Raw genomic sequence first — 25,156 nt, forward strand, 5'->3', positions numbered from 1 at the left:
GTAGTATTCACATGAATGCGCCTATTATCCGTGCCTGACGAAGGAACGGGCCATTGCTGCGAACATATCTGTCCGCGTGACAATGCCCGTTACACGGTCGCCATCCAGAACAGGCACGGCATCGACTTCGCTATCGACCATCATCAACACGAGCGACCCGATAGGGGTTTGCGGTGTGGCGCGTGGACCGGCAACATCCATGATCTCTCCCGCTCGTATGGGCCTGTCCCAATTGCTGTCCAGCAGACGTTTGAACGCCGCGCGAAATCCGCGCTCCAAACGTAAGGCATCCTCGCGCGCCTGACGAATGAGGTGAATCTGGAAAATGATCCCGAGGTATTTTGCATCAGGCCCCGTGACGGGGAGCGAGGCGAACCTGTGATGTTTGAACAGCTCCGCCACCTCGCTTAGTGTGGAATTTTCACGCACCGTGATGAGGTCGCGCGACATGATGTCCTGCGCGGTCATGGCGTCTGAACTATGGGTTGCGGCTTGCAGTTCGGCGGCCCCGAGCAGCCGTGCGAAATCCTCGACGCCAAGGTTGAATGACTGCCTATAGCGACCAAGCAATTCGGTCAGTTCCTCTTCGGACAGGCCCAGACGTTCGACGGGATTGCGATCCAATGTGCCTTGTTTGCTTGGATCATCAAACTGGCGGATGGGATAATGGCGGCCCGTGAGGCGCGCATAGATCGTGGCCAGTGCAACGATAAAGGTCGTCCCTGCCGCAATGGGGGCGAGCGCGAACCAGAAGCCCAAGGCTTCGATGGCCTCGGGGCTCATTGCTGCCGTCATCGCAACAGCGCCTGACGGGGGATGCACCGCGCGGCACAGGATCGTTGCGACAATGGCGAGCCCCACTGCCAAAGCCACCCGCAGTGTCGGGTCCGCTATCGTTAAACAGACAGCGACACTGACCACGGCGGCGACAGTGTTTCCGACGATGGCCGACCACGGTTGCGCAAGAGGACTGTTGGGCACCGCAAAGAGCAACACCGCACTCGCGCCAAAGGGCGCAACGAGATAGAATCCCAAGCTCTTATCCGCAAAGGGCAACAGCAAAAGTGCGCCTGCAAGGCCAAGGCCAATGAAGGCTCCGAAGCCAGCACGAATTGCCTCGCGCGGCGAAGCGGAGGCCACGGCAGGCCCCAATGATCTCAAGATGTGCAAGGTGTGCGCCCTTTGTTAAAGTTCGCGCAAACTTTCATTTTGCTGTGCGGAATTCAATGGGGAAACCACAGGGAAATGAGGGTCGATTTTCTTTTTGGATTTGGCCACGGACATGCGGTCTTGAGCGCCGCTCGGATCAGGCTTTGCCTCTTGTCGGGCGCTGTGCTCGCATGGGCAGGATCAGGCCCCATTGCGTTTGCTGAGGCGGTCCGAAAGGGGAGAAGCCCAATTTTGTGTAAACAGCAATCGCTCGTGCGTTATCGGGATGTGGATCGGTGGCAATCACCGGAGCGCCCGCATCGAACAGGGTTTGCATCCGTGCGCCGATGAAGGCGGAGCCATGCCCGATCCCGATCATTTCGGGGTCGCCAATATATTGGTCAATGCCCCGCGTTCCTGTGGGCAGGACCGCGAAATGGTGGTCGTCCCAGCCATGCACAGTATAGTCTTGCATGAAGGCAAAGGGACGCCCGTCCAGAGACACGATCCAACGCGACACGCGCGGATCGTTAAGCGCCTCATGGTCGTAGGGTTCGCTCGCGTCCCACCATGCCCGCACATGCGGATGGGCCTGCCACGTCATGAGCAAGTCGCCGTCTTCGCGCGTCACGCGGCGGAATGTATAGGGAGCGCGGGGTGTCATTTCGACAGTGTAGCACAACACTAGTTGGTTGGAATGCGTCGCAGACCCAATGCTGGCGTCGGTGTGTCTTCGGCTGTTGCTTGGCAGGAGCTGCGGTTTTCGCTACCGTGGTATTTAGCCGATGATTCAGCCGGATAAGGGGGCGGACCTCAACGTGTCGCAGTCCAGAACGATCGTCCCCGATTATGAATTGCCCTCTGCAATGGCCGTTGCCCTGCACACTTTCGACACTCAAAGAACGTTGGAGACCCTCGCGGTAGAAATGGCGCACCATGTCGGTGTGCTTTTGATTGGCCCCGATGGTCCCGACCTTCAGGCCTTTGTGAATGACCAATCTGATCCGGAGCGTTTCGCGGTCGTGACTGCAGAATACGAAAGCCCGTGGTTGCGTGATCATGGCCCTATTGCCGTGCGCTCAATGGACGGTGTTCACCAGATCCTGCCACGCTTGAACCATGTTAAAAGGCCCAAGGATGTCGTCCTGTTCGAGAGCCTGATGGCAACGCCCTGTGAGCAGACGTCATTGTACCTCCATGCGGGAAATCTTGTCAGGGGGCCGAACGGAATAGCCATCTCGACCAATGATCTTTTGGGCCTGAACGGGCTGACAGATATGACGCAACTGGACCCCTCCGCGCGGCAGCTTGGCGTCAACCATTGGGTCGTGGTGGATGCCTTTAGTGATGATGCGTCGAAACACACCGATTGTATGGTGCGTTTTTTGAGCCCGACCCTATGCGCGGTGGTCCGTCGCAGCGACAACGTGAAGGCCTGCAAAACCATCGATTTTTTGATGGGTGAATTGCAACAGTTAATCCCTGATCTCAGGTTTCTGGAAATTCAGGCAAAGGCGACGGGAGCGTATTTTGACAGCCCTGTGAATTGGGTCCAATTGGGGCAGACGATCCTCTTGCCCCGTTTCGGCGAGGATGATCCAAACTGTCAGGGCGCTGCGGATGGCGTGGCGGCGGAGGGGTATGTTCCCGTCTTTATAGACTGTGCAACCAAAGGCTTGGGCGGTGGATTGCACTGCCTGACGGCATCCATTTATGCGTCATAATGCAGAGCCGAACACAAAGCGAAACGGCATGGAAGCGCCGATCTACGGCACTCACGAGGTTTCATGTTTACAAGTCATCGCGTCCCATCTTACGCTAGGGAAATTACCACCCCTTTGATGTTTAAGGACTGATGTGATGACACGTAAACCCGAAATGGCGACACGCTTTAAAGAGGCTCTCGCATTGTTCGTTATTGCGCCGATCTGTGTCATGCCAATGGCCGCAACCGCGCAAAGCAGTAAGACGGGTCTGCGAAAACGTGTCGGAACCCGTGTGAGAACACTCAATCGCAAAGGGAAACGCACGATTGGCCGCGTTGGCAGTGCCACTCCAGGGCGTGTCGGTGCGAGAACGTTAGAGCGAGTCGGCAAACCGACTTTGGGCCGCGCCGGCGCGCGCACCATGGACTGCCTTGAGACAGGAAAGGTTGCCTGTGTGGGGACGAGAACGCCGGGGCGCGTCAGCAAATAACCACCCGATGTCGCGCCGCTTTTGATCTTGCGCTGTTGCGGGGGCAATGACGACATGCGTCCGACGTCTCAACTCTGTTTTGACCTACAGGCTGCTTGGGGCCATGGCTCCGACACAGGAGCGGCGCAGTGCCAGTGCGAGGTCGGGGCGGTCCGTGGTTAGATGGCCAATACCGCGTCCGAGCCAGTCACGCAGGGCTTCAGGCTCGTTCACCGTCCACGCACACAAGCGGTCTTTCGGCCACATCTGCGTCACCTGATCAAAGACCGTGGCGAAGTAATCGTGACGTAGCGCGACGATATCCACCAGATCGCGCACCTCGGCAAAGAATGTCTCCAACCCACCATATTTCTCCACCCAACGGCTGTCCGTCGAGACCAGTCGCGGGATGTCGGGGTTGTGGGCCAGACAGGATTTCAGGATGGACAGGTTGAAAGAGGTCAAATGTGCGCGTTGGGTTGCACCATGCGCCCGCAAACGTTCGGCCACGCGGCGATCAAGATTTGGATAGGGCTGCCCTGTGCTGTCGACCTTGAGTTCCACATGCAGGTTCACACCCGCAGGAACGAGAATGTTCAAAACCTCGTCGAGCGTTGGTAGGGTGTCTTGGCTGTCTGTGAGCCGAGTTTCTGCGCGTTCGGAGGGAGAGAGCGCTGCCACAGTGCCCGTTGCTTGCGTGGTGCGTTCCAGCGTCGGGTCGTGGATCACCACCAACTCGCCTGCATCCGTCAGGTGAACGTCGAATTCAATCGCGTCACAGCCGAGTTTGATGGCCTCACGAAACCCCGTCAGGGAATTTTCAGGCCAGAGGTTTCGTGCGCCGCGGTGGCCAGTGATAAATGTCATCTGTCTTTCCTTTTGAAAACGGATTTAGCGGATGGTGGGGTCCAGTCGGTCACGCAGCCAGTCTCCGACGAGCGAGATCGACAGGGTGGTCAACATCACCACCACGGCGGGGGCGAGCATGATCCACGGTGCGGTGGTCAGGTATTCACGTCCGAACCCGATCATATTGCCCAGACTGGTGTCGGGTGGCTGCACTCCCAGACCGAGAAAGGACAGACCTGATTCCATGAGGATGATCTCGGGAAAGGTCAGGGTCATGGAGACGATCAGGGTCGAGGCCACATTGGGCAGGATATGTTTGAGGTAGACCCTGTAGGGCGTGGCCCCGAGTTGGACCACGGCTGCGGCATAGCCCTGCGCCCCTGCGGAGATGGCAAGCCCGCGCGCAATTCGCGCGTAGCGTTCCCATCCGTAGAAGCCCATCAAGCAGACCAACAGGATCATGGAGGAGCCGAAAAAGGCAAGTACAGCCAATGACATGATCAAGAAGGGCAGGGCGGCTTGGAAATCCGCGAGCATGACAACGAAATGCTCCGTCATCCCTCGAAACTGCGCGGCGAGAAATCCGAGCGTTGTGCCAAAGACAGCGGAGATGATCGTGGCGCCAAAGGCAATCACCAAGGAGACGCGCACCGACTGGATCAATCGCGAAAACACATCGCGCCCCAACTCGTCGGTGCCAAGCCAATGACCGGGAGTGGCGGGCGGTGCCAGACGCGACGATAAATCCATTTGGGTGATATCATAGGGACGCACCCAGTCGGCCAGAAGTGCGGTCAGCACCATAAGGGCGAGCCAGAACAGGCCGAATAACACCGCAAGCGGGATCGCACGAACGCTGTGAAGAGCGGCAAAGCGGGGGCGGACGGTGGGGGTTTCGGTGACAGAAGTCATGGGCATATCCTTAGTGAGCGGACTGGCTGCGCAGCCGTGGATCAAGCAGGCCGTAGAGCAAATCAACGATGAGGTTGGCGGCGACCATGACGGCGGCAATGAGAAGCAAGATACATTGCACGACGGCCAGATCGCGGTTCGAGACGGAAACGATCAGGAGGCGTCCGATTCCGGGCCATGAGAAAATCGTTTCCACCACGACTGCTCCGGCGATCAGTGCGCCGACCATAAAGCCCACAATGGTGACAATCGGCACGGCGGCATTGGGCAGGGCATGACCGCGCACTACGTCACTCCACTTTACACCCTTGGCTGATGCCGTGCGAATGTAGGGTTGCCCCATAACTTCGATCATTGCCGAGCGCGAGAAACGGGCCAAAAGGCCGATCCCGCCCACCGAAATCGTAAGCGCGGGAAGGATGGCGTGTTGCCACGTGCCAAATCCACCCGACGGAAGGACGCCGAGGTGGATTGAGAAGACCAACACCAACAACAGGCCCATGACAAAGGACGGCACGGTAAAGCCCAGAATGGCAAGCATGATCACACCACGGTCGATGGCGCTATTGCGGTGGAGCGCAGCATATACTCCCGCGGGAATGCCGATGCCGAGCTTAAGGATCAGAGCGGGAATGGTGAGCATCAATGTTGCGGGAATGCGCTCCACAACCAGTTCAAGCGCAGGCGCCCCGCCGCGCATGGACAGGCCGAAATCACCTGAGGCAATGGCCTTGAGGTAGGCCAGATATTGCTGCCACAACGGCTTGTCGAGGCCCCAGTCGGCGCGGAAATCGTCGATGATATTCTGCGGCACGTCAGGGCCGAGAAGCACTTGGGCCGGATCACCCGACAAGCGCAGGACCAAGAACGCAAATGTCATAACTGCGAGAACAGTCACGAAGGCCCGAAACAGGCGGAGGAGAACGAAACGGATCATGGGAAACCTCTCAGGCGACCTGCGCTACTGCCGCATCAGCGACAAGATGGCAGGCCGCGGTGCGGCCTTGGCCGAGCGCATGAAGTTGGGGGGCGTTGTCGCGGCACAGGTCGGTGGCCATTGGACAACGGGGATGAAACGCACAGCCCGTTGGGCGTTTCGCGGGGTTGGGCGGCTCGCCTTGCAGGATCACCCGCCCGTCCAGCCGCTTGCCCGGTTCGGGAACCGAGGAGACAAGGGCTTGCGTGTAGGGATGGCGCGGATTGGCGAAGAGCGTCTCGGAAGGGCCTTCCTCAACAATACGTCCCAGATACATCACCGCGACACGATCACACAGATTGCGCACCACCTTCAGATCGTGACTGATAAAGACCATGCTAAGGCCCGTTTGATGACGCAGGCTGCGCAACAGATTGACCACCTGCGCCTGAATGGAGACATCAAGTGCAGAGACAGGTTCGTCGCACACAAGCATGTCGGGATTGGTGGCGAGCGCACGGGCAATGACGACCCTTTGGCGCTGGCCGCCAGACAGCTCATGAGGGAACCGCTCCGCCTGATCGGGGCGCAACCCCACGGCCTCCATCAAATTCGCCACGCGAGCGGCGCGGGTGGTGTCGGTGCCGATCAGGTGAATATCGAGTGGTTCTCGGATTTGATCCGCAATGGTGAGCCGTCGGTCGAGTGCGGCCAATGGGTCTTGGTGAACCATTTGCATACGGGCCCGCAGCGCCCGCCACGCGGCGGTGCCGATTGCAGGCATCGGACGACCATCGAAGCGCATCGTGCCGCCCTGCGCAGGATCAACTCCAAGGAGCATCCGCCCGAGCGTGGACTTGCCCGAGCCGCTTTCCCCGACAATGCCGAGGGTTTCGCCACGCGATAGATGCAGGCTCACCCCGTCAACCGCCCGCACGGGGGTGGGCTTGCCGAACAACCCGCTGCGTCCGCTATAGATCCGGACCAGTGAGTCCGCTTCAAGAAGAACGCTCATGACAACACCTGTGCCGTTTCGGCGGCATTCGCGCGCGCTTCGGGCAAGGGGTAAGCGCAGGCCAGAGAGCGTCCGTCACGTTGCGGCAACAATTCCGGACCTTCCTTGTGACAAAACGCGCGGGCATGGGCGCAGCGCGGGGAAAAGGAACAGCCTGAGGGCATCTGGCGCGGATCGGGCACGGTGCCCGAAATCGGGATGAGTGGCAGGCGTGGCCCGTCCAGCCGTGGGATCGCGTCGAACAGCCCGCGCGTATAGGGATGGCGCGGACGGTCAAACAGTTGCGCCACGGGGCCTTGCTCCACGATCCGTCCCGCATACATCACACAGACCCGTTCACAGACCTGCGCGACCGCACCGAGGTCGTGGCTGATAAAGACCAAGGCCATGCCCATTTCCGCCCGCAGCTTTGCGAGCAGGTCGAGGATCTGCGCTTGGATCGTTGCATCAAGAGCTGTGGTCGGCTCGTCCGCGATCAATAAATCGGGTTCGCCCGCAAGCGCCATCGCGATCATGATGCGCTGGGCCTGACCGCCAGAAAATTCATGGGGGTAGAGTTTGAACCTCCCCTTCGCATCGGGGATGCCGACGAGATCCATAAGGCGCAGCGCCTCGGTTCGTGCCGCGTCACCGCGTAGTCCGCGATGCAAGGCGAGGGCCTCCATGATCTGACGCCCGACCCGAATGACGGGGTTCAAGGAACTGGACGGGTCTTGGAAGATCATCGCGATCCGCCCGCCGCGCACGGGTTCAAGCGCGGTTCTTGAAGCGCCGAGCAGCTCGGTCTGCTCCAAGGTGACAGAGCCCGTGACTGTTGCTTTCGTCGGCAAAAGCCCAAGAGCGGCCAACCACGTCACGGATTTCCCGCAGCCGCTTTCGCCCACAAGGCCAAGTGCCTCACCACGGGCCACGTGTAAATCAATCCCGTGCAGGACGGGAACGCCGTCAAAGGCGACATTCAGATCGTGAATTTCGACAAGATTGCTCATTTGGGGTCCTTTTGAAATCCGCCACTGCGTTTGGGTCGAAGGAGGTCGGCCCAAGCGGAGAGGGGGGAGGGAAGCCTCGGCGAGCCTGCGCCCGCCGAGGTCCAGTGTCAGAGGGTTAGCCGCTTGTTGGCCAGTTCTCGGCGCGGAAATCCATTGCGAAGGCAGGAGCCGCCTTCCAACCAAGATCGGAGCGCATACCCGTAAAGACCGCGTTCTGGTGCAGAACCTGATAGGCAGGGTCTTCGCGTTCGGCGATTTCGAGCATCCGCGCGATGGCCTTTTTGCGGTTTGCGCGGTCGGTCGAGGTTTCCATCACAATGGACAGTTCGTTCAACTCCGCATTGCTCCAGTCTTGCTTTTGCTGGACTTCGCCGTTGGGGCCGAACTGGACGACCATCGGGGTGATGGGGTCGTTGATCGTGTTGGAGGCCGACCAGTCGCGCACACCCTTGACGCCTTCAGGGTCGTGGATCTGGCCCCAGTTTTCCTTCATCTCGATCTCGACGTTGAGACCGACCTGCTTCCACATCTCAACCATGATCTGACCGTTGGAGGTCTGGTTGGTGTAGTAGTTGTTGAGCAAGCGGTAAGGGATTGCGTCACCCTTGTAGCCGGCCTGTTTGAGCAGATCGCGGGCCAGCTGCGGATTGTATTCCGGTGCGGCCCATCCCTCGATGAACATATCCGAGGAGCGGAAGCTTTCGAATTGCAGACCTGCGGGCACATTGGTCATCCCGCCCCAGAGCGCCTGAACGATAGCCTCGCGGTCAATCGCATGGGTCATGGCGCGACGGACAAGCGGATCGGCAAGGATGTCGTTTTGCGTGTTGAACACCGAAATGCGATGGTTCCAGATGGTGGAGTTCTGCACTTCGAACCCGTCCACATTCATAACGTTGCCGATCTGGTCAGGTGGCAGGTCACAGGCAAAATCATACTCGCCAGACAGCAGACCGTTCACGCGACTTGCCACTTCGGGCACTTCAACAAAGGTGATGCGCTCAAGTGGTGGGCGACCACCCCAGTAGTCATCAAAGGCCACGAGTGTCAGCGAAACATCTGGGCGGTAATCTTCGACCATGTAAGGGCCGGTTGTCACAGGCTTGCCTGCCCAATCGGTATAGGTCGCAGCTTCATCCCACGCGCGGCGGTTGAGGATCTGGCTGCCACCTGCATAAAGGCGGCCTTCCAGCGTCACGTCAGGCGTCGCGTTGTGAAAGCGCACGGTGTATTTGTCGACGATTTCGACGCCTGCGAGCGATGGCCATTTGCGGCGACCGATGCCAGGGACGTTTGCCGGAATATCTTTGGCCGTTTCCGGTTTGAAGTTTTCGGCAAAAATCGTTTTGCCACCTGCGGGCTGGGTCTCGCCGAACACGCGCTCGGCGGAGAAAGAAAACGCCACATCTTCGGCAGTCATTTCGTCGCCGTTGTGGAATTTCACGCCCTTGCGAAGTTTCAATTCCAACGTCTTGTCATCAATACGGTGCCATTCGGTCGCCAGACCAGGGACAGGGCCCTGATTGCCCATCCAGTCGCGCAGGATCAAGCCTTCCCAAAGATTGGGGTAAAGGACACGCTCGCCGACGTTGGATTGTTCGTTCCACGGGTCGAGTGTGTTGTTGTTGGTGATTTTTTGCACTGCAATAGTGACCGAAGGTCGCTGTGTCTGGGCGCGCAAATAGCCAGGAAGGATGAGGCCGCCGACGGAGGCCCCCATCAGGCCGAGTGCGTGACGACGATTGAGGTTGATCATTTCTCTGTCTCCTAAAGGAAGTACGGACATCACCGAGAGGCCCGCATGGAATTTCGGGCGAAGGCAGCAGCAAGCCGCCCTCGACAGAGCGCAAACAACCCGAGCTATGTGACAGCTGTGAGACGCTTAGGTTACGGTTTTGATACATGTGCCAAATGGCACAATGTGCGCCGATTTTGTTCTGCTTGTTATCAACCTGTCATAGAGCCGCCGTAGCACAGGGCAGCGAAAGGCCCAATCAGGGCCGTTTCCTTCCCTTTGTCGTGTCGCCTCTTGGCGATGCCTTTCAGCTATGGAGCATTCTATGACATCTCTTCCCGTTCTCGGCGCGGCCATGCCGCTCGACGCTTTGGAGACGCATCGCGACTGGATTATCGACGCGCAACGCGATCTCGAACTTCAGGACTTTATCACCGCCGATGTGTTGAATGGCGATTGGATGCCTTTGGTGGAACGGGCGCGTGGCCTGCTTGATGGCTATTCGGGACGTTTGGGTATTCACGGGCCGTTTTGGGGGCTGTCCCTAGCCAACCCTGACGCAGACGTGCGGGCCCTAGTCACGCGGCGTATGGAGCAGGGCTTGGCGGTCTGCGAGGCGCTTGGCGCAACGCAAATGGTGATCCATAGCCCCTACACCACATGGATGTATAACAATCTCGACAATGCGAAAAACGGTAGACGGGATGTTGTCGATCTGGTCCACGCCACGCTTGATCCCGTGATCGCGCGGGCTGAATCCATAGGGGTGACGATGGTTCTCGAAAACATCGAGGACAAAGATCCCGATGCCCGTTGTGAACTGGCGCGTAGCTTCGATAGCGCAGCCGTCAAGGTCTCCATCGACACGGGTCACGCCCATTACGCCCACGGCACCACTATGGCGCCGCCCGTCGATTATTATGTGCATCGCGCAGGCGATTTGTTGGAGCATATCCATCTGCAAGACGCCGATGGCTATGCCGACCGTCATTGGGCGATTGGAAAGGGCACTGTGAACTGGCCCGCCGTGTTTTCTGCTCTGGCTCAACTGACGAGCAAACCGCGCCTGATCATGGAACTCCGTGATAAATCGGGCATCCGTCCTTCAGCAGATTATCTGCGCGGGTTGGGGTTGGCGGAGTAGATCACGAGCCGCTTGAAACAATTGACATCCCTATGTGAGGACCACTGATGACGGATCTGATTTGCTTTGACTGTGATGGCGTTCTGATCGCCAGTGAACGACTTGCTGCTGAAACCACGGCAGAATGCCTTGCGGAGTTTGGCGTCGAGCTGACCACCGATGAGGTACTTGCGACCCTTCTGGGCAAAACCGCCAAGGATTCCGCAGCCTATATTCGCGCCACCTTCGGCGTCGAGCTTCCCGCTACGTATCAAGAGCTATATACGCGCGAGGTATATCAGCGGTTTCGGGAGCAGTTGCAGCCCGTAGCGGGGATCGCACAGGTTCTGGAGGCATTGCGCTTGCCAAGTTGTGTGACCTCGAACAGCGGGCATGAACGTCTCGCGCTCACCTTGGGACTGACAGGACTGGCCGCTCATTTCGGTCCGCGTGTGTTCAGTGCCGATGATGTGGCGCAGGGCAAACCTGCACCCGATCTATTCTACTTTGCGGCGCAACGCATGGGCGTCGAGGCGCAAAACTGTCTGGTCATTGATGATAGCCCGACAGGTATCGCGGGGGCTGTCGCCGCAGGGGCAAGGGCCATTGGCTTTACGGGCGGGGGACACACTACGCCTGATCATGCCGATCAACTGATGGCTGCGGGAGCCTTTTGCGCTGTCGCTACCGCGCAAGACCTCATCCCCCTCCTATGCGCAGACCCCATTCCCGCACAGTAAGCGCGGGTATAACGCCCCGTGCCGCTATGTCAGTTTGCGTGGTTTTCCGTCGTCATCAACTGCAATGAGAACGGCGGTTGCGCTAAAAATGCGGGTGCACGCGCCATCGGGATCGGCCCATCCTGAAAAGGACAGATCAAAAGAGCTGTTGCCCTTGCGGACCGGCTCAGCATGGATGACAAATTCTTCCCATGCAGAAAGAGCGGCGTGGAAGGTAAAGTCTTTGATCGACAAAATCAAAGCCTCTCCGCCAGAGAATTTCTTGCCCGCAAGACCTGCCGCGGTGTCGAACTGCCCCAAAATCCACGCGCCCGTGACTGCGCCACGTGGCGTGACGGCATCATAGGGCGCGACGGTGACGACAACGGGGGCAGTGTCGGGACGGGTCGGCTGGTCACTCATTGGGGATCACCGCAGTGGCTTCGATCTCGATCTTTGCCTTGTCTTCCATCAATGAGACCACTTGCACCACGGCCATCGCGGGAAAATGACGCCCGATGACATCGCGGTAAGCGGCACCAAACGCGCGCAGGTTGTCGTTATATTCCTGCTTGTCGGTAATATACCATGTCAGGCGCACGAGGTGCTCGGGTTTCGCGCCCGCGCTAGCCAAAACGGCGACGATGTTCTCCAAGGTCTGGCGGAACTGTGCGACCATGTCGTCATGCTCCCACTCCTGTTGGGCATTCCAGCCGACGAGACCGCCTGTGAAGACCATTTTGCCTTCGGCCATGACGCCATTTGAATAGCCCTTTGCGGGGGCCCAACCATCTGGTTGCAGAAACATGTGGGGTTTGAGAGCACTCATGGCGGGACTTTCTTATTTGTCTTTGAGAGGAGGTTGGAATCGGATCATCGCTGCGCGTGCGGCTTCTGGCCACGCATCGGATTTCCCGGTTTTGATATTGGCATAGACGAGTGTCGCTACGCAGGTGAAGCGCGGCTCTCCGTCACAGTGGCATTCAATGTGCAAAGTCGCAGAGGACCGTCCAATGCGTTTGACCGTCAAGGAGAAATCCAGCCAGTCTTCGAGCTTGGAGGGGGCATGAAAGCGGACCTCGATATTCCCCATTGGTGTGCCATGATCCTGCGTGAGCACGATTTTGGCCCAGCTCAGGTCAAGCGCGTCGGAAAAGAACCGCTCGGTGACAGAGGAAATCATCTCGAAATAGCGCGGATAAAATACAATGCCCGCTGGGTCGCAGTGGTTGAACTCAACCTGCCGCTTCAGTTTGAAAATCTCGCTCATGTCTCGCCTCCGGATACAGAAATGCTCTGGCCGGTGACCATATCAGAGCCTTGGCTGCAAAGCCAAAGGACAGATGATGCGACGTCTTCGGGGGGGACAAGGCGATGCATCGGATTTGTTGCCTCAAGGGAGGCGCGCGCCTCCTCTTGGCTACGGCCCGTTTTCTCGACGATGTTGGCGATCGAGCGTTGGGTCATTTCCGTGTCCAGAAAGCCGGGACAGATGGCGTTGACGGTGATGCCCTTGCGCGCGAATTCGAGCGCTACGGATTTCACCATGCCCACCACGCCATGCTTCGCAGCTGCGTAAGGCGCTACGTAGGGGTAGCCTTTGATACCCGCCGTCGAGGCGATGGCAATGAGGCGGCCCCAAGGTTTGCCCTTCATGGCTTTGGCGCCTTCACGCAATGTCAAAAACGTGCCCGTGACGTTGACTTTCATCATGCGCTCGAAGGCCTCAAGCTCGGTTTTGACAAAGGGCGCGCTTTCGGAGGCACCTGCGTTCGCAACAACGATGTCAGGAGAAGCACCCGCAATCGCGGCAGAAATCGCCGCCTCATCTGTAATGTCTGCAACAACCGCCGTGATGTTCGGATGCGTCGCCGCGACCGTTTCAAGCGGTGCCAAACGGCGACCACAGATTGTCACCCGTGCGCCCGCCTCGGCCAATTGCGTTGCGATGACGGCCCCAACACCGGAGCCGCCTCCCGTGACAAAGGCCGTTTTTCCCGACAAACTCATGCCGACATCGCCTTGGCGCGTTCGGCCAATGTGTTGGCTTGGCGGCGTCCACCCTCATAGGGGGCAGGCCATGCTTGTTTCGTATCGCCCAATTCAACAGCGGCATGCAGGGTCCAGTAGGGGTCCGCGAGATGCGGACGGGCCAGAAGGACAAGATCGGCACGACCCGCCATCAAGATAGAATTGACGTGATCGGGTTCGTAAATGTTGCCTGCAACAAGCGTCGGCGCGTCTACATCATTGCGCACACGATCCGAGAAGGGCACTTGGAACATGCGGCCATACACCGGCTGCTCAGCCTTGTCCGTTTGGCCAGAGGAGACGTTGATCGCATCTGCGCCTGCATCCTTAAACATCTGCGCAATGGCAACTGCATCTTCGGGGGAAACGCCCGCGTCGCCCATCCAGTCATGCGCCGAAATCCGAACCGTCATCGGCTTGTCCTCGGGCCATTCAGCACGCATCGCGTGGAAAATCTCTAGCGGATACCGCATGCGGTTTTCCAATGATCCACCGTATTCGTCGCTTCGTTTGTTGGTCACAGGCGAGATGAACGAGGCCAGGAGGTAGCCGTGGGCGGCGTGCATCTCGATCATGTCGAAGTTAGCCTTGGCGGCTGCTTTGACAGAGGCGACGAATTGCGCCTTCACCATATCCATATCGGAGCGGTCCATTGCTTTGGGAACTACGTTGCCCTCCATCAAGGGAATGGCGGACGCAGAAAGGAGATCCCAGTTGCCCTCATCGAGCGGCTTGTCGATCCCGTCCCATGCCAAACGTGTGGAGCCTTTGCGCCCCGCGTGGCCGATTTGGGCGCAGATTTTCGCGGGGGTTTCCGTATGGACGAACTCCGTCAGGCGTGACCATGCAGGGACTTGGTCTTCGCTGATGCACGGGCAACCTGGTGTGATGCGCCCTTCTTTGGAAACGCACAGCATTTCGGTGAAGACGAGGCCCGCACCGCCCTTGGCGCGTTCGGAGTAATGGACAAAATGCCAATCTGTCGGGTTGCCATCCTGCGCTTTGTATTGCGCCATGGGCGAGACGACGACACGGTTTTCCAATTCCATGTCGCGCAATTTAAACGGCGCGAACATCGGACTGCGCCCTTCGGTGCCGCCAGCTTTCTTCTGGAACCATGCCTCCGCCTTGGCCATCCATTCGGGGTCGCGCAAGCGTAGGTTTTCATGGCTGATACGCTGCGAACGGGTGAGCAAAGAGTAGCTGAATTGCATCATGTCAAGGTTCAGGTAACGCTCGACATCTTCGAACCATTCTGTCGAGTTGCGGGCCGCTGATGTGACGCGCAGCACTTGGAGTTTGCGCTCATCTTGATAGGTGTGAAGTGCTTCGTCGAGTGGCTTGCCTGACTCAATCGCGTCGGCCAAGGCAATGGCGCTTTCCATGCCAAGCTTTGAGCCGGAACCGATGGAGAAGTGTGCCGTTGCGGAGGCATCTCCAAGCAATACAACGTTCTCGAAATACCAGTTTTCACAGGTGACGCGAGGGAACTGAATCCACGCCGAGCCACGAATGTGATTGGCGTTGGTCATCAACGAATGACCGCCGAGGTGCTTGGCGAAAATCTCTTCGCATAGGGCAATGCTCGCCGCTTGATCTAGCTTGTCGAACCCGAATGCTTTGTATGTTTCCGGACCACATTCGACAATGAACGTCGCTGTGTCGTCGTCAAATTGATAGGCGTGCGCCCAGATCCAGCCATGCTCCGTTTTCTCAAAGATGAAGGTGAAGGCGTCGTCGAATTTCTGGTGCGTCCCGAGCCACACAAAGTGGTTCTGTCGCATGTCGATCTCTGGATTGAACTTGTCCTCATAGATCTTGCGCGTCATGGAGTTCAGTCCGTCAGCGGCGACAACCAGATCGTTTGCTTCCTTAAGGGCTGCAATTTTTTCTGCGTCCAGATTGTGTTCGAATTCCAGATTTACACCCAATTCGCGTGCGCGATCTTGCAAAAGGATGAGGAGTTTTTTGCGTCCGATGCCGCTAAAGCCGTGCCCGCCAGATGTCATGGACTCATCGCCACGGACAGTTTTTACGTCATCCCAGTAGGCGAAGTTGTCGCGGATCATCTTCTCGCTGACGGGGTCGTTGTCCTCGAAATTGCTCATTGTTTCGTCGGACAGAACCACGCCCCACCCAAAGGTGTCGTCAAAGCGATTGCGTTCATAAACCGTGATATCATGCGCCGAATTGCGCAGCTTCATCGAGATTGCAAAGTAGAGACCAGACGGTCCGGCACCAAGAACTGCTATCTTCATTGCTGTTATCCTTTGCTGAAGGGCGGGGAGGATCGCCACTTTAATTTACTTTAAACATAAAGGTAATTGTGTCGCTGCACCCTGTCAACAGGTAAGGCGGATTGATGCGGATTGGGCTTTGCGTCACGCAGATGGTACTGTTCCCCTTATTTTTCTCACTATCTTGCCATTATATGAATGATTTATAAATTTTACATTGTGGCTACTGTCGCCAAATTCGATCAAAAGAATCGCAGATCGCTCGGATTGTGGGCGACTTGAGGATTGGGTGTTTGACATCGGAATAAATTTTAAACATAAATTATTATAGGAAGTAAAAATCAGGAGGTGAAGCCGCGGTTCGTCGCAACGCCTCTGCGACACTGAAAGGAACGAATTATGCCCTTTACGATTTCAAAGCCCATGCGCTTTGGCGATTGCGACCTCACTGGTATCGCCTACCATCCCGCCTATTTGTCCTATCTGGTCGACGTCAACGAAGCCATGTTCGCTTCCTTTGGCGTGACATGGAAAGAGCTGATGTTCGAGCGTCACCTTGGCCTGCCAAGCGTGAAAATGAACATCGAATTCAAAAAGCCAGCAGTCTACGGCGACATCCTCGACTTCAATGTGCATGTACGCAAAATTGGCAAATCGTCCCTTGATCTCTACACGGTTGTCAAAGTGGGCGAAGATGTCATTTGGACCATCGAGCAGCTCATCGTGATGACCTCAACCAAAGACCACAAATCTCATCCTTGGCCTGACGATTGTCGCGCGGGTTTGGAGCGATACTTGCATCCTGAACTGGCGAAATAGTCAACGCAATGAAAAGACACGCGCCTGTGCTCGGGCTCCGGCGCGTGTCTTCTTTGGTTTAGTTGAACCAGCTTTCATCTATTTCGGGCCGTGGAATTGCGGCGAGAAGCGTTTTGGTGATCTCGGATTGAGGGTTTTCAAACACCTCTTCAACAGGCCCGCTGTCGACGATCTCCCCATGATTTAGCACGATAACATCATCACACAGGTGCCGAATGACGGAGAGGTCGTGGCTGATAAATGCCACTGTGAGCCCCATGTCGCGGGCAAGGTTCTTGAGCAGCGACAACACTTGCGCCTGACTGGATACATCCAGCCCCGACACAATTTCATCCGCCAGAATAAATCGTGGCTCCAATGCAATGGCGCGTGCAATCCCGACCCGCTGGCGCTGGCCACCCGACAATTCGTGGGGGTGGCGATCTGCGAAATGGGCGGGCAGGCCCACTTTCCCAAGTGCTGCAATGGCGTCATCTCGTGTGCCGCCGCGCCCGTAACGTTTCATCGGTTGGGCAATGATGCGCCACACTTTATGGCGCGGGTTGAGGGAGGACATCGGGTCTTGAAAGATCATCTGAAGGTCGCGGCGCAGAGGACGAAGTGCCTGCTCGTCGAGGTCTCCAATCTCTTTACCGTCAAACATAACCTGACCTGAATCGGGCGAGAGGAGCCGCACGAGAACACGCCCGAAAGTGGATTTTCCCGAGCCGCTTTCTCCGACAATGCCGGTGATGCGTCCCTCAGGGATGTCGAGGCTCAATCCCTTCAAAACGGTGATGCGAGGCGCGGCACCAATGAGGGGTTTATGAGCGCGATCGGCGAATGACAAACGCAGGTTTTTTATTGAAAACAAAGCGGTCGGGGTGGGAGATACGGAGTTACTCATCTGCGAGCCCTTTGGGTATATAGCGCATCCGCGGCTTGTGTCTCGCGGTGAAGCGTGTCGATCAAATCCGTGGGAACGGGGCGAAATGGCTCCGTTGTGGCATTCGGTGTTGGCGTCGCTGCAATGAGCGCGCGGGTGTAGGCGTGGGCGGGGTTTTCAAACACGGTGCGCGTAGGGGCATCTTCGACGACGCGTCCTTCGAAAAGCACTGTGACTTTCTGACTGATCTTGGCAACGACGCCCATGTCGTGGGTGACAAACAAAACGCTCGTCCCTGTTTCCTGTTGTAACTCGCGAATGAGACGCAAAATTTGTTTTTGGACTGTCACATCCAGCGCCGTAGTCGGTTCGTCGGCCACGATCAAACGCGGGGAAGGGGCGAAGGCTGCGGCGATCAAAATGCGTTGGCGCATCCCGCCAGACATTTCGTGCGGGTAGCTTGCCATGACGCGCTTAGGATCACGGATGTGGACGCGGTCTAGTAATTCAAGGGTTCGCTCGAGGGCACGGTCATAGCTCCAACCGTGAATGCGGGTGAGGGGATCGGTGATCTGTGGCCCGATTTTGCGGACGGGATTTAGTGCGGTGAGCGGATCTTGCGGAATCAGCGCCGACATCTTGGCGACGGTACTGCGGCGGCTTTTGGGGGTCAGCGCGTTTAAATGTTCGCCTTCAAGGAGGATTTCACCACTCCCGATTTTGATTCCGTTGGGAAGGATGCCAAGCACGGCTTTGCCGATCATGGATTTACCCGCGCCGCTTTCGCCGACCAGGGCACGCACTTCGCCGGGGTCAAGCGACAAGGACACATTCCGCAACAGGCGTATGCCGTTCGGCAAGGTTACATTGAGCTGGATGATGTCGAGTGTTTTAGCATGTGGGGTTGGCTGGGTCATTGGAGCACCGGATCAAATTGTTTCTTGAGGCCTTCGCCCAATGTCGAGAAACTCAACACGGTGAGGAACAGCGCAATAAGGGGGAAGAGAAGCACCCACCACGCGAAGTGAATGGCGCCGCGGCCCTCCGCTATCATCGAGCCCCACGTTGGATCATCGGATGAGATCGACAGATTTACGAAGCTCAAAATAGCCTCGACGATGATGGCGATACCCATTTCCAACATCAAAAGCGCGATGATCGACGGCAAGACATTGGGCAGGATTTCACTAAATAGTGTAGCCAAGCGGCGCGCGCCGCCGATACGGGCGCTGTCGACGTAATCCATATGCGCCTGAACCATCGTTTCGGCGCGGATTACACGGGCGAAACGGGTCCAGTCGATCAAGGCAATAGCAGCGATAACAGAGGTGAGGCCTGTGCCCATGACTGCCACCAAAAGCACGGCGAACAATACGGGTGGGAAGGCCATCCAGATGTCGACGAGCCTCGAGATCACACGATCCCACCAACCGCCATAATAGCCGGCGACCAGACCGAGTATCGAGCCGAAGATGCCGGTGCTGAGCGCTGCGACGACGCCAACAAACAGGGCAATTCGTGCGCCGTAGATCATACGCGATAGTACGTCGCGGCCCAAGCTGTCGGTGCCGAGCAAATACCCCGGTTCGGAGCCACTCATAAAGAAGGGTGGTAACCGCTCAAGCATGAGATCTTGGGCCAAAGGATCGTGTGGCGCAAGGAGGGGAGCGAAGAGCGCGGCTACAAACACTACTGCAATCCACGTCAAGGGAACCCACAAACGGAAATTGATACGGCGGACGCGTGCACGCGTCTGTGTTGGTGTCACATCAACCATGGCGCAACCTCGGGTTCAAAAGAGTATAGGACAGATCGACCAGAAGGTTGATCACGGTAAAGAGGGCGGCGAAGAGCAAAACGATGCCTTGGATCAACGGCAGGTCACGGTTGATCACTGCGTCGATGGCCATATTCCCGAGCCCCTCATACGCAAAGAGGCGCTCGACGATCACGGTGCCACCGATCAAGAAGGTGAACTGCACCCCCACCAGAGCGAGTGTGGGAAGTGCTGCATTGCGCAACGCTTCACGTAAAATTACGGCTGTCTCGGAGAAGCCTCGCACCCGCGCCAATGTGGTGTAATCTTGTGCCAAAACCTCTTTGAGGTTTTGTTTTAGCAATTGTGCGATCATCGCAGCCAGTGGCAATGCGAGCGACATGGCGGGCATAAGCATATGCGATAGTGTCGAGCCGACAACGTCGAACCGGCCGCGCAGCACCCCTTCGATCAGGTAGAAGTTGGTGGTAAAATCAAAGTCGAGACGGGGATCAATGCGTCCGGAAATGGAGAGGACGGGCCACAAAACCCCGAAGAGCAAAACGAAGATCAGGCCCCAGAGAAAATCCGGTATCGACAGGGCCGCCCCGCTGGTCAGGTCGAGGCCGACTTCGGTCGCTGTGCCCCGTTTGCGAGCGCCAATGACGGCGACCAATCCGCCCAAACCCACGGCGATCAAAAGCGCCATCGTGGAGAGCTCGAGCGTGGCGGGCAGGCGTCCAAGCACAAGTCCGACCACAGGTTGGCGCATTGTGATGGATGTCCCGAAATCTCCATGAAGTACCCCGCCGAGCCAGATCACAAACTGTTCGGGTAGGCTTTTGTCAAAGCCGTAAAGGGCGGTTAGCGCCGCGATGTCATCTTCGGTCGCGCCCGGCGGCAGCATCATCGAAATGGGGTTGCCGGGGGCCACACGCACAAGCGTGAAGACGACGACGGCCACCCCAAACAACGTGATCGCTGTTGTCAGGAGCCGCACAAGGACGGATTTCAAAAGCATGAGAGTCTCACTGGGTTATGGTCTCGGACCGCCACAGCGTGCGATCCGAGATTGTGCCTTTTGGGGCTTAGGCTTTGGTGACGGCTTGCGGAAGCAAATCGCCAGACGTGTATGGCGTCACTTTCACGGAGGACGCGTAAACAATCGGCATCACGTACTGCAAAAGCGGGATGACATAGCCTTCTTCTGCGATGTAGCGCGACACGTCTTTAAAGCCCTGAATGCGGGCCTCTTCGTCGCTTTCCGAGAACAGTGGTGCCATCATCTCGACCAGATCTGGCGAGTCCCAAACCGAATGGGGGGAGGGGCCGAACATGGCAAAACCGGTTGAGGTCGATGGGTCGCCAATTGAGTTGCCCCAGTTGTAGAACGCCGCAGGGGCGAGGGTATCTGTTGCGCGCAACTCGTAGTGTTTCGCGATCTCATAGACCTCAATCTCGGCCTCAATCCCGACCTTGCGCCACATGCCGACAATGGCTTGGATCATCTCGTAATCCTTGGGCTTGAACCCACGGGTGGTTTGGATTGTGAAACGCACAGGATTGTCGGAGGAGTAACCTGATGCAGCGAGAAGTTCGACAGACTTTTCAGGGTCATAGTCAAAGGTAATGCTCTCGTCATAAGCTGCATAGCCCGGCACCTCGAGGGTCGCCAAAGGCACGCCGTATCCGCGCAGCAAGCGATCAATGATCAGCTGTTTGTCTATCGCGTGGTGGGCGGCGAGGCGCACGTTTTTGTCGAGCATGACGTCGATGTCGTTGAGGAAGATCATGCCGATATCTGTGACGGGCACTGCTTCGCCGGATAGGCCATCTTTGGCGATTAGGCGATCATATTCCTCATAGGGCATGTTGGAGGTGATGTCGGCATTGCCCGATTCAATCTCCGCGACACGCGATGCGGCGTCGGTGACGAATTTGACGGTAACCGTTTCAAATTCAGGCGCGCCGCCCCAGTAGTCAGCGAAGGCTTTCAAGCGCACATAGGCACCTTGCTCGAACGCGTCGACCATGTAGGGGCCTGTGCCGATGGGAGCTTTTTCAAATCCGTCTGCACCGACTTCTTCGTAGTAGTTTTTCGGCAAAATGAACGCTGTGAGGAAGGCCATCCATTTGAACAGTGCGGGCTCAAAGCCCAGCACGTCGGCGGTGATGACGTTACCCTCAACCGTGAAATTTCCGATCTTGGACCAGACGAATTGCATCGGGTTGCCTGTCTCGGGATTGGCGGCGCGTTCGAGGGACCAGACAACATCCTCAGGAGTGAAGTCGTCGCCATTGTGCCATTTTACGCCTTCACGCACGGTCATTGTGACCTTGCTTTGATCGTCGTTGAAACCCCATTCGGTCAGAAGGCCAGGGCCGAAAGACAGGTCGGGGGCTTGCTCGATGTAGCGGTCAAATACAGCCAGATAGATAGACTGTAGCGCAGGGTTTACTGCGGCGGGGCCTGTGGTTGGATCCCAGCTTTGCACGGGAATGTTATAGGCGATTGTGAGGTTGTCGGCGTCTTGCGCGGACAATGGGACGCCACTGGCGAAGAGCGTGGCGAGGGCGGCGGATGTGCCCATGAAGCCACGTCGCGTGAGATTCATTTTGTCAGACATTTGCGATACTCCTTGTTAATGCGAAAAGGTCCGTTTTTCGGACTCATGTTTGTTTCGAAAGTAGTTTGAGCATAAAATTTCATAATTAAAGCAAAAATAGACTCTGCTCTTCATTTATGTTCAGAAAATGCTCTATTTGATTGTTTGCGCTGCAAAGAAACCCGAGGCGGCACCTGTGCCAGCGCCTGGCCAACAGGCCGCACCGATCATATGCAGTCCTTCAATCGGGGTTTGGCCGTCGGCAAAGCCGCGCACGGGACGGAAGAGGAAGTTTTGCGTCAGGTGGTGGGAGCCGCAAATCTGATCCCCACCAACGAGATTGGGGTTCTCGGCCTCCAGATCGAGGGGGGACACTACGTGCTGCCCAAGGATCAGATCTCGGAAACCAGGTGCTTGCTCTTCGATCAGGTCAAGGGCGCGCTCGGCCATCGGCGCTTTCGCGTCTTGCCAGTTTGTCTCAGAGATTTCCCCTTTTGCGTCCCCCTTGATCTCGGCGGGCACGACACGGACTTGAACCCAAAGCGTGTGTTTGCCGTCGGGCGCGCGGCTTGGGTCAAATACGGTTGGTTGTCCGACGACGAGCAGGGGCGTGTCGGGAAGCTGCCCCGCAACAGCTTGCGCATAAGTGCGCGAAGCAGTGTCGATGGTGCGGCCAATGTGAACGTAGGCGAATTTTTTGAGCGCTTCCGCCAGCCACGGAACTTGTTTGTCGAGCGCGAGATGGATCATCATTGTTCCTGGCGCGTGACGGAAGGACTTCATTCCTTTGTCGAAGCGGGCGTCTGATGTGTCGCCTGTCAGACGCACGAGATGTTTCGGCGCGAGACCTGCGAGGATAGTTGAGGCTTCGATTTTTTCGCCGTTTGAAATCACGCCTGTGGCTTTGCCATTCATATGCAAGATTTGCGTAATTTCACTGTTGCACTCGACACTCCCGCCGTGCGCTTCGATCATGGAGACGAGCGCGCGGGTCGCTACATCTGCACCGCCTTTGCCGATGACCATGCCCATGGCCTGTCCGCCCATGGCCTCAAGGTAGGGGAAGATTGCGCCGCCTGCGATGTCGGGCGCGAAATCGAGGTGCATTCCCCATGTGGACAGGGCTGTGCGGAGACGTGGGTCTTCAAAGTTGGCGTCGAGCCAGTCGCGCGGTGACGACATCAGGAATTGCGCGACCTCTAGGCTCTTGGCTGTGCCAAGGCTGCGCCAAGTCTTCCAAAGGAATTTCGCCAATGGCCAACGCCGCATGGGTGTGCCGAGCAGGCCACCAACAACGCCAGCGCGTTCGGGAAAATCCTCCATCAAGGCGCGCCATGTGTCTTTGTCGGCTTGAGAGTTAAAGGTGCTTAACGTTTCATCAACATCCGTCGTCACGCCCAGATGATCGCCCGGCTCCATCGCCTGCGCAAAGGGGCGGTCAATAGGCACAAACTCCATGCCATGCTTTGCCATCTCATCCCCGTGACGGGCCATGAATTGCGACCCTGCGAACATGGACAGGTTCATCGCCGCGACGTCGTGGCGAAATCCGGGGAGGGTCAGCGCTTCGGTGCGCACCGCGCCCCCTGCTGTCGGGCCACGTTCCAACACGCGCACGGGCGTGCCGCGTGCGGCCAAATCCGCCGCTGCGACAAGGCCGTTGATGCCAGCGCCGATGATGATGACAGGTGTTTTCATATGTTACCTCGCAAAGCTTTCTACGGTTGCAAGCGCGCCATCGAGGCTATCGCCTTTAACGTCATCCAGGGCGGCAACACGCAAACGGCGCATCCAATCGGCTGCATCTGCGCGTCCTTCGAGCAGCTCAAGCGCGCCCATGACGCGAGCGAATTTAGACAGGCCGCGTGCGTGGGTGTCGGAATACCCTTTGATCAGGCGGTAGTTGGCAAGGACTTCGCTAGCCAATGCGGGATCACTTTTTGCGAGGTCGCAAACTGTGTTGAACCATGCGTCTACGTGCGCCATTTCGCTTTCGTGTCTGAGCAATTTGCGGCGGTAAGGGCGCAGTGACGAGACGATCCAAAGCATCATGAACCCGCGCAGGCTGTCCGTGCGAATCCGGCGTCCCTTGTCGAAGTGTTTGCTATAAAATGCCTCAAGCCCTTTGCGGCGTTGGAGCCATTTTCCGAGGCTGCGGGGAAGGGTGGTTGTGAATTCTTCGAACCGCGGGTGGAAGTATTCGGTCAACATCAATAGTTGGTCGTCTTTCACGACCACTTCGTTTTTCACGCGCTCAAACCGAGAGGCGCGGGTTTTGATGTCGGCGACACGTAGGATGTCATCGTAGCAGAGTGCACGGGCGCAATACTTGGCGGCATTGATGCTCATTTCATAAGGAGTCGTGTCGAGTGCTACGATTTTCTCGACCATGTCGAGGTAGTCCGACCCGTAGTCTACGTCTTGGTAATCCACGACTTTTTGCAATCCCAGAGCCGTCATTTCGCGGGCGTCTTCGGGCAGAGCAGCAACGCGAGCCTCTAAAGTGGCCCATTTCGTTTTCAACTTTTGGGGTACGTGAAGCACGGGCAAAATTGGCGCTTCAACATCTTCGGGCTGTGGCGCGGGTGTGATGCCCTTCGCGATGTCATAGGCATCGCCAAACGCACGCAAACTTGCCTCGACGCCGCGACCCGATTTGCGGATCACCTCTTCGAAACTTTCGCGCGGGAACGGCAGAGAGCCAGAGCCCGCCAATGCACCGAGCAGGGAGGAGGAGATCACCGAGCCTGCGCGTTTGGCAACCGTTTCCATATCAAACGCCACCACATGATCGGCAGCGATGCCCATGGCTTCGATCACGTCAGCGCCATCCACACGACCGTCGCCGGGATTTACCTTTTCGGAAACTGCGGCGATGCGGTGCGTGGAGGCGATTAGCGTTGTGCGTCCTGGTGTGACGAAGCCGCGTGTGATCGCTCGCCCGCCTTCCATCAATTCGGACGCCATCAAAATGTCGACGTCACCGATGGAGGGGGACAGCGAAAAGACGGGTGCGCGGCCCGTGTCACGGCACATCTCGACGTAGTAGATCGTGGCACCTGTCCGCTGGGCTACGCCCGCCACCGAGGTGGATTGGGCACGAAAACCATTGGCCTCGGCCACGGCGACAATCCAGTTGGTCAGCACGCCGCCGCCCTGTCCACCAACGGCCAAGGCCGCGAGTGTTATGATTTTCTCCCCATCTGGACCGGGAGAACGACGGGCAACAATCGGGTTTGTTTGGATGTTCATAAGAATGG

At 57.5% G+C, this 25,156-nt stretch carries 25 protein-coding genes; 5 read left to right on the top strand and 20 right to left on the bottom strand.

Annotation, left to right across the window (positions count from 1 at the left end; genetic code table 11):
- Positions 1-24 precede the first annotated feature (24 nt).
- Positions 25-1,170, bottom strand: a complete 1,146-nt coding sequence (locus tag ACN0TS_RS11885; protein ID WP_417259574.1) for an HPP family protein — start codon at positions 1,168-1,170, stop codon at positions 25-27.
- 136 nt (positions 1,171-1,306) lie between these two features.
- Positions 1,307-1,813, bottom strand: coding sequence for a GNAT family N-acetyltransferase (locus ACN0TS_RS11890; protein WP_417259575.1), 507 nt, complete (start codon positions 1,811-1,813; stop codon positions 1,307-1,309).
- A 121-nt stretch (positions 1,814-1,934) separates the two neighbouring features.
- Between ACN0TS_RS11890 and ACN0TS_RS11895 the strand changes: the two genes are divergently transcribed.
- Positions 1,935-2,873 carry an agmatine deiminase family protein gene (locus tag ACN0TS_RS11895; protein ID WP_417259576.1) on the top strand — a complete coding sequence of 313 codons (939 nt, stop codon included), beginning with the start codon at positions 1,935-1,937 and terminating at the stop codon, positions 2,871-2,873.
- Positions 2,874-3,009: 136 nt separating this feature from the next.
- Entirely contained in the window at positions 3,010-3,345 is a 336-nt protein-coding gene (locus ACN0TS_RS11900; RefSeq protein WP_417259577.1) for a hypothetical protein, read from the top strand.
- An 84-nt stretch (positions 3,346-3,429) separates the two neighbouring features.
- On the opposite strand, the gene ACN0TS_RS11905 is transcribed toward ACN0TS_RS11900, so the two are convergent.
- The 6 genes from ACN0TS_RS11905 to ACN0TS_RS11930 form a co-directional block, all read right to left on the bottom strand.
- Positions 3,430-4,191, bottom strand: a complete 762-nt coding sequence (locus ACN0TS_RS11905) for a glycerophosphodiester phosphodiesterase family protein (RefSeq protein ID WP_417259578.1) — start codon at positions 4,189-4,191, stop codon at positions 3,430-3,432.
- A 24-nt stretch (positions 4,192-4,215) separates the two neighbouring features.
- A complete protein-coding gene (locus tag ACN0TS_RS11910; RefSeq protein ID WP_417259579.1) occupies positions 4,216-5,085 on the bottom strand; it encodes an ABC transporter permease in 870 nt (289 codons plus the stop codon).
- A gap of 10 nt (positions 5,086-5,095) precedes the next feature.
- Complete coding sequence (locus ACN0TS_RS11915; RefSeq protein WP_417259580.1) at positions 5,096-6,022, bottom strand: ABC transporter permease; 927 nt, start codon at positions 6,020-6,022, stop codon at positions 5,096-5,098.
- A 10-nt stretch (positions 6,023-6,032) separates the two neighbouring features.
- On the bottom strand, positions 6,033-7,016 hold the full coding sequence (locus ACN0TS_RS11920; RefSeq protein ID WP_417259581.1) for an ABC transporter ATP-binding protein: 984 nt from the start codon (positions 7,014-7,016) through the stop codon (positions 6,033-6,035).
- Positions 7,013-8,005, bottom strand: a complete 993-nt coding sequence (locus tag ACN0TS_RS11925) for an ABC transporter ATP-binding protein (RefSeq protein ID WP_417259582.1) — start codon at positions 8,003-8,005, stop codon at positions 7,013-7,015. Before ACN0TS_RS11925 ends, ACN0TS_RS11920 begins: the two co-directional genes overlap by 4 nt.
- A gap of 115 nt (positions 8,006-8,120) precedes the next feature.
- Positions 8,121-9,761 (bottom strand): ABC transporter substrate-binding protein, encoded by a 1,641-nt coding sequence (locus ACN0TS_RS11930; protein ID WP_417259583.1) that lies wholly within the window; start codon positions 9,759-9,761, stop codon positions 8,121-8,123.
- Between the two features lie 304 nt (positions 9,762-10,065).
- Between ACN0TS_RS11930 and ACN0TS_RS11935 the strand changes: the two genes are divergently transcribed.
- Both ACN0TS_RS11935 and ACN0TS_RS11940 read left to right on the top strand, forming a co-directional pair.
- Positions 10,066-10,884 (top strand): sugar phosphate isomerase/epimerase family protein, encoded by an 819-nt coding sequence (locus ACN0TS_RS11935; RefSeq protein WP_417259584.1) that lies wholly within the window; start codon positions 10,066-10,068, stop codon positions 10,882-10,884.
- 47 nt (positions 10,885-10,931) lie between these two features.
- Positions 10,932-11,603, top strand: coding sequence for an HAD family hydrolase (locus tag ACN0TS_RS11940; RefSeq protein ID WP_417259585.1), 672 nt, complete (start codon positions 10,932-10,934; stop codon positions 11,601-11,603).
- A gap of 24 nt (positions 11,604-11,627) precedes the next feature.
- Here ACN0TS_RS11940 and ACN0TS_RS11945 read toward each other — a convergent pair whose 3' ends face one another.
- Genes ACN0TS_RS11945 through ACN0TS_RS11965 form a run of 5 tightly spaced genes read right to left on the bottom strand, consistent with a single transcriptional unit; the run spans position 11,628 to position 15,871 of the window.
- Complete coding sequence (locus tag ACN0TS_RS11945) at positions 11,628-12,005, bottom strand: hotdog domain-containing protein (protein ID WP_417259586.1); 378 nt, start codon at positions 12,003-12,005, stop codon at positions 11,628-11,630.
- On the bottom strand, positions 11,998-12,411 hold the full coding sequence (locus tag ACN0TS_RS11950) for a RidA family protein (protein WP_417259587.1): 414 nt from the start codon (positions 12,409-12,411) through the stop codon (positions 11,998-12,000). Before ACN0TS_RS11950 ends, ACN0TS_RS11945 begins: the two co-directional genes overlap by 8 nt.
- Before the next feature lie 12 nt (positions 12,412-12,423).
- Positions 12,424-12,852 (bottom strand): acyl-CoA thioesterase, encoded by a 429-nt coding sequence (locus ACN0TS_RS11955; protein ID WP_417259588.1) that lies wholly within the window; start codon positions 12,850-12,852, stop codon positions 12,424-12,426.
- Complete coding sequence (locus ACN0TS_RS11960) at positions 12,849-13,592, bottom strand: SDR family NAD(P)-dependent oxidoreductase (protein WP_417259589.1); 744 nt, start codon at positions 13,590-13,592, stop codon at positions 12,849-12,851. Before ACN0TS_RS11960 ends, ACN0TS_RS11955 begins: the two co-directional genes overlap by 4 nt.
- A complete protein-coding gene (locus ACN0TS_RS11965; RefSeq protein WP_417259590.1) occupies positions 13,589-15,871 on the bottom strand; it encodes a bifunctional salicylyl-CoA 5-hydroxylase/oxidoreductase in 2,283 nt (760 codons plus the stop codon). The genes ACN0TS_RS11960 and ACN0TS_RS11965 overlap by 4 nt, the downstream gene beginning before the upstream one ends.
- 378 nt (positions 15,872-16,249) lie before the next feature.
- Here ACN0TS_RS11965 and ACN0TS_RS11970 point away from each other — a divergent pair, with 378 nt between their 5' ends.
- A complete protein-coding gene (locus ACN0TS_RS11970; protein ID WP_417259591.1) occupies positions 16,250-16,669 on the top strand; it encodes an acyl-CoA thioesterase in 420 nt (139 codons plus the stop codon).
- Positions 16,670-16,727: 58 nt separating this feature from the next.
- Here the strand turns inward: ACN0TS_RS11970 and ACN0TS_RS11975 are convergent, their stop codons facing one another.
- From ACN0TS_RS11975 to ACN0TS_RS12005, 7 genes are all read right to left on the bottom strand, one after another.
- Positions 16,728-17,555 (bottom strand): ABC transporter ATP-binding protein, encoded by an 828-nt coding sequence (locus ACN0TS_RS11975; RefSeq protein WP_417259592.1) that lies wholly within the window; start codon positions 17,553-17,555, stop codon positions 16,728-16,730.
- Positions 17,552-18,451: an ABC transporter ATP-binding protein gene (locus ACN0TS_RS11980; RefSeq protein WP_417259593.1), complete on the bottom strand. Its 900-nt coding sequence runs from the start codon at positions 18,449-18,451 to the stop codon at positions 17,552-17,554. The genes ACN0TS_RS11975 and ACN0TS_RS11980 overlap by 4 nt, the downstream gene beginning before the upstream one ends.
- Positions 18,448-19,161, bottom strand: a complete 714-nt coding sequence (locus tag ACN0TS_RS11985; RefSeq protein WP_417259594.1) for an ABC transporter permease — start codon at positions 19,159-19,161, stop codon at positions 18,448-18,450. Before ACN0TS_RS11985 ends, ACN0TS_RS11980 begins: the two co-directional genes overlap by 4 nt.
- A 142-nt stretch (positions 19,162-19,303) precedes the next feature.
- On the bottom strand, positions 19,304-20,311 hold the full coding sequence (locus ACN0TS_RS11990; protein WP_303484970.1) for an ABC transporter permease: 1,008 nt from the start codon (positions 20,309-20,311) through the stop codon (positions 19,304-19,306).
- A 67-nt stretch (positions 20,312-20,378) separates the two neighbouring features.
- Positions 20,379-21,917, bottom strand: a complete 1,539-nt coding sequence (locus tag ACN0TS_RS11995) for an ABC transporter substrate-binding protein (RefSeq protein ID WP_417259595.1) — start codon at positions 21,915-21,917, stop codon at positions 20,379-20,381.
- Between the two features lie 132 nt (positions 21,918-22,049).
- Positions 22,050-23,594: a phytoene desaturase family protein gene (locus ACN0TS_RS12000; protein WP_417259596.1), complete on the bottom strand. Its 1,545-nt coding sequence runs from the start codon at positions 23,592-23,594 to the stop codon at positions 22,050-22,052.
- 3 nt (positions 23,595-23,597) lie between these two features.
- On the bottom strand, positions 23,598-25,148 hold the full coding sequence (locus ACN0TS_RS12005; RefSeq protein WP_417259597.1) for an indolepyruvate oxidoreductase subunit beta family protein: 1,551 nt from the start codon (positions 25,146-25,148) through the stop codon (positions 23,598-23,600).
- Positions 25,149-25,156: the final 8 nt, after the last annotated feature.

This window comes from Celeribacter sp., from assembly GCF_048266405.1.
In the GTDB taxonomy this organism is placed as follows: domain Bacteria; phylum Pseudomonadota; class Alphaproteobacteria; order Rhodobacterales; family Rhodobacteraceae; genus Celeribacter.

Coding starts and splice junctions, on each gene's coding strand:
- ACN0TS_RS11980 (WP_417259593.1), bottom strand. CDS start 18,451: ATGACCCAGCCAACCCCACATGCTAAAACACTCGACATCATCCAGCTC.
- ACN0TS_RS11935 (WP_417259584.1), top strand. CDS start 10,066: ATGACATCTCTTCCCGTTCTCGGCGCGGCCATGCCGCTCGACGCTTTG.
- ACN0TS_RS11890 (WP_417259575.1), bottom strand. CDS start 1,813: ATGACACCCCGCGCTCCCTATACATTCCGCCGCGTGACGCGCGAAGAC.
- ACN0TS_RS11930 (WP_417259583.1), bottom strand. CDS start 9,761: ATGATCAACCTCAATCGTCGTCACGCACTCGGCCTGATGGGGGCCTCC.
- ACN0TS_RS11940 (WP_417259585.1), top strand. CDS start 10,932: ATGACGGATCTGATTTGCTTTGACTGTGATGGCGTTCTGATCGCCAGT.
- ACN0TS_RS11960 (WP_417259589.1), bottom strand. CDS start 13,592: ATGAGTTTGTCGGGAAAAACGGCCTTTGTCACGGGAGGCGGCTCCGGT.
- ACN0TS_RS11910 (WP_417259579.1), bottom strand. CDS start 5,085: ATGACTTCTGTCACCGAAACCCCCACCGTCCGCCCCCGCTTTGCCGCT.
- ACN0TS_RS11985 (WP_417259594.1), bottom strand. CDS start 19,161: ATGCTTGAGCGGTTACCACCCTTCTTTATGAGTGGCTCCGAACCGGGG.
- ACN0TS_RS11925 (WP_417259582.1), bottom strand. CDS start 8,005: ATGAGCAATCTTGTCGAAATTCACGATCTGAATGTCGCCTTTGACGGC.
- ACN0TS_RS11905 (WP_417259578.1), bottom strand. CDS start 4,191: ATGACATTTATCACTGGCCACCGCGGCGCACGAAACCTCTGGCCTGAA.
- ACN0TS_RS11900 (WP_417259577.1), top strand. CDS start 3,010: ATGACACGTAAACCCGAAATGGCGACACGCTTTAAAGAGGCTCTCGCA.
- ACN0TS_RS11895 (WP_417259576.1), top strand. CDS start 1,935: ATGATTCAGCCGGATAAGGGGGCGGACCTCAACGTGTCGCAGTCCAGA.
- ACN0TS_RS12000 (WP_417259596.1), bottom strand. CDS start 23,594: ATGAAAACACCTGTCATCATCATCGGCGCTGGCATCAACGGCCTTGTC.
- ACN0TS_RS11915 (WP_417259580.1), bottom strand. CDS start 6,022: ATGATCCGTTTCGTTCTCCTCCGCCTGTTTCGGGCCTTCGTGACTGTT.
- ACN0TS_RS11945 (WP_417259586.1), bottom strand. CDS start 12,005: ATGAGTGACCAGCCGACCCGTCCCGACACTGCCCCCGTTGTCGTCACC.
- ACN0TS_RS11955 (WP_417259588.1), bottom strand. CDS start 12,852: ATGAGCGAGATTTTCAAACTGAAGCGGCAGGTTGAGTTCAACCACTGC.
- ACN0TS_RS11990 (WP_303484970.1), bottom strand. CDS start 20,311: ATGCTTTTGAAATCCGTCCTTGTGCGGCTCCTGACAACAGCGATCACG.
- ACN0TS_RS11995 (WP_417259595.1), bottom strand. CDS start 21,917: ATGTCTGACAAAATGAATCTCACGCGACGTGGCTTCATGGGCACATCC.
- ACN0TS_RS11975 (WP_417259592.1), bottom strand. CDS start 17,555: ATGAGTAACTCCGTATCTCCCACCCCGACCGCTTTGTTTTCAATAAAA.
- ACN0TS_RS12005 (WP_417259597.1), bottom strand. CDS start 25,148: ATGAACATCCAAACAAACCCGATTGTTGCCCGTCGTTCTCCCGGTCCA.
- ACN0TS_RS11950 (WP_417259587.1), bottom strand. CDS start 12,411: ATGAGTGCTCTCAAACCCCACATGTTTCTGCAACCAGATGGTTGGGCC.
- ACN0TS_RS11965 (WP_417259590.1), bottom strand. CDS start 15,871: ATGAAGATAGCAGTTCTTGGTGCCGGACCGTCTGGTCTCTACTTTGCA.
- ACN0TS_RS11970 (WP_417259591.1), top strand. CDS start 16,250: ATGCCCTTTACGATTTCAAAGCCCATGCGCTTTGGCGATTGCGACCTC.
- ACN0TS_RS11920 (WP_417259581.1), bottom strand. CDS start 7,016: ATGAGCGTTCTTCTTGAAGCGGACTCACTGGTCCGGATCTATAGCGGA.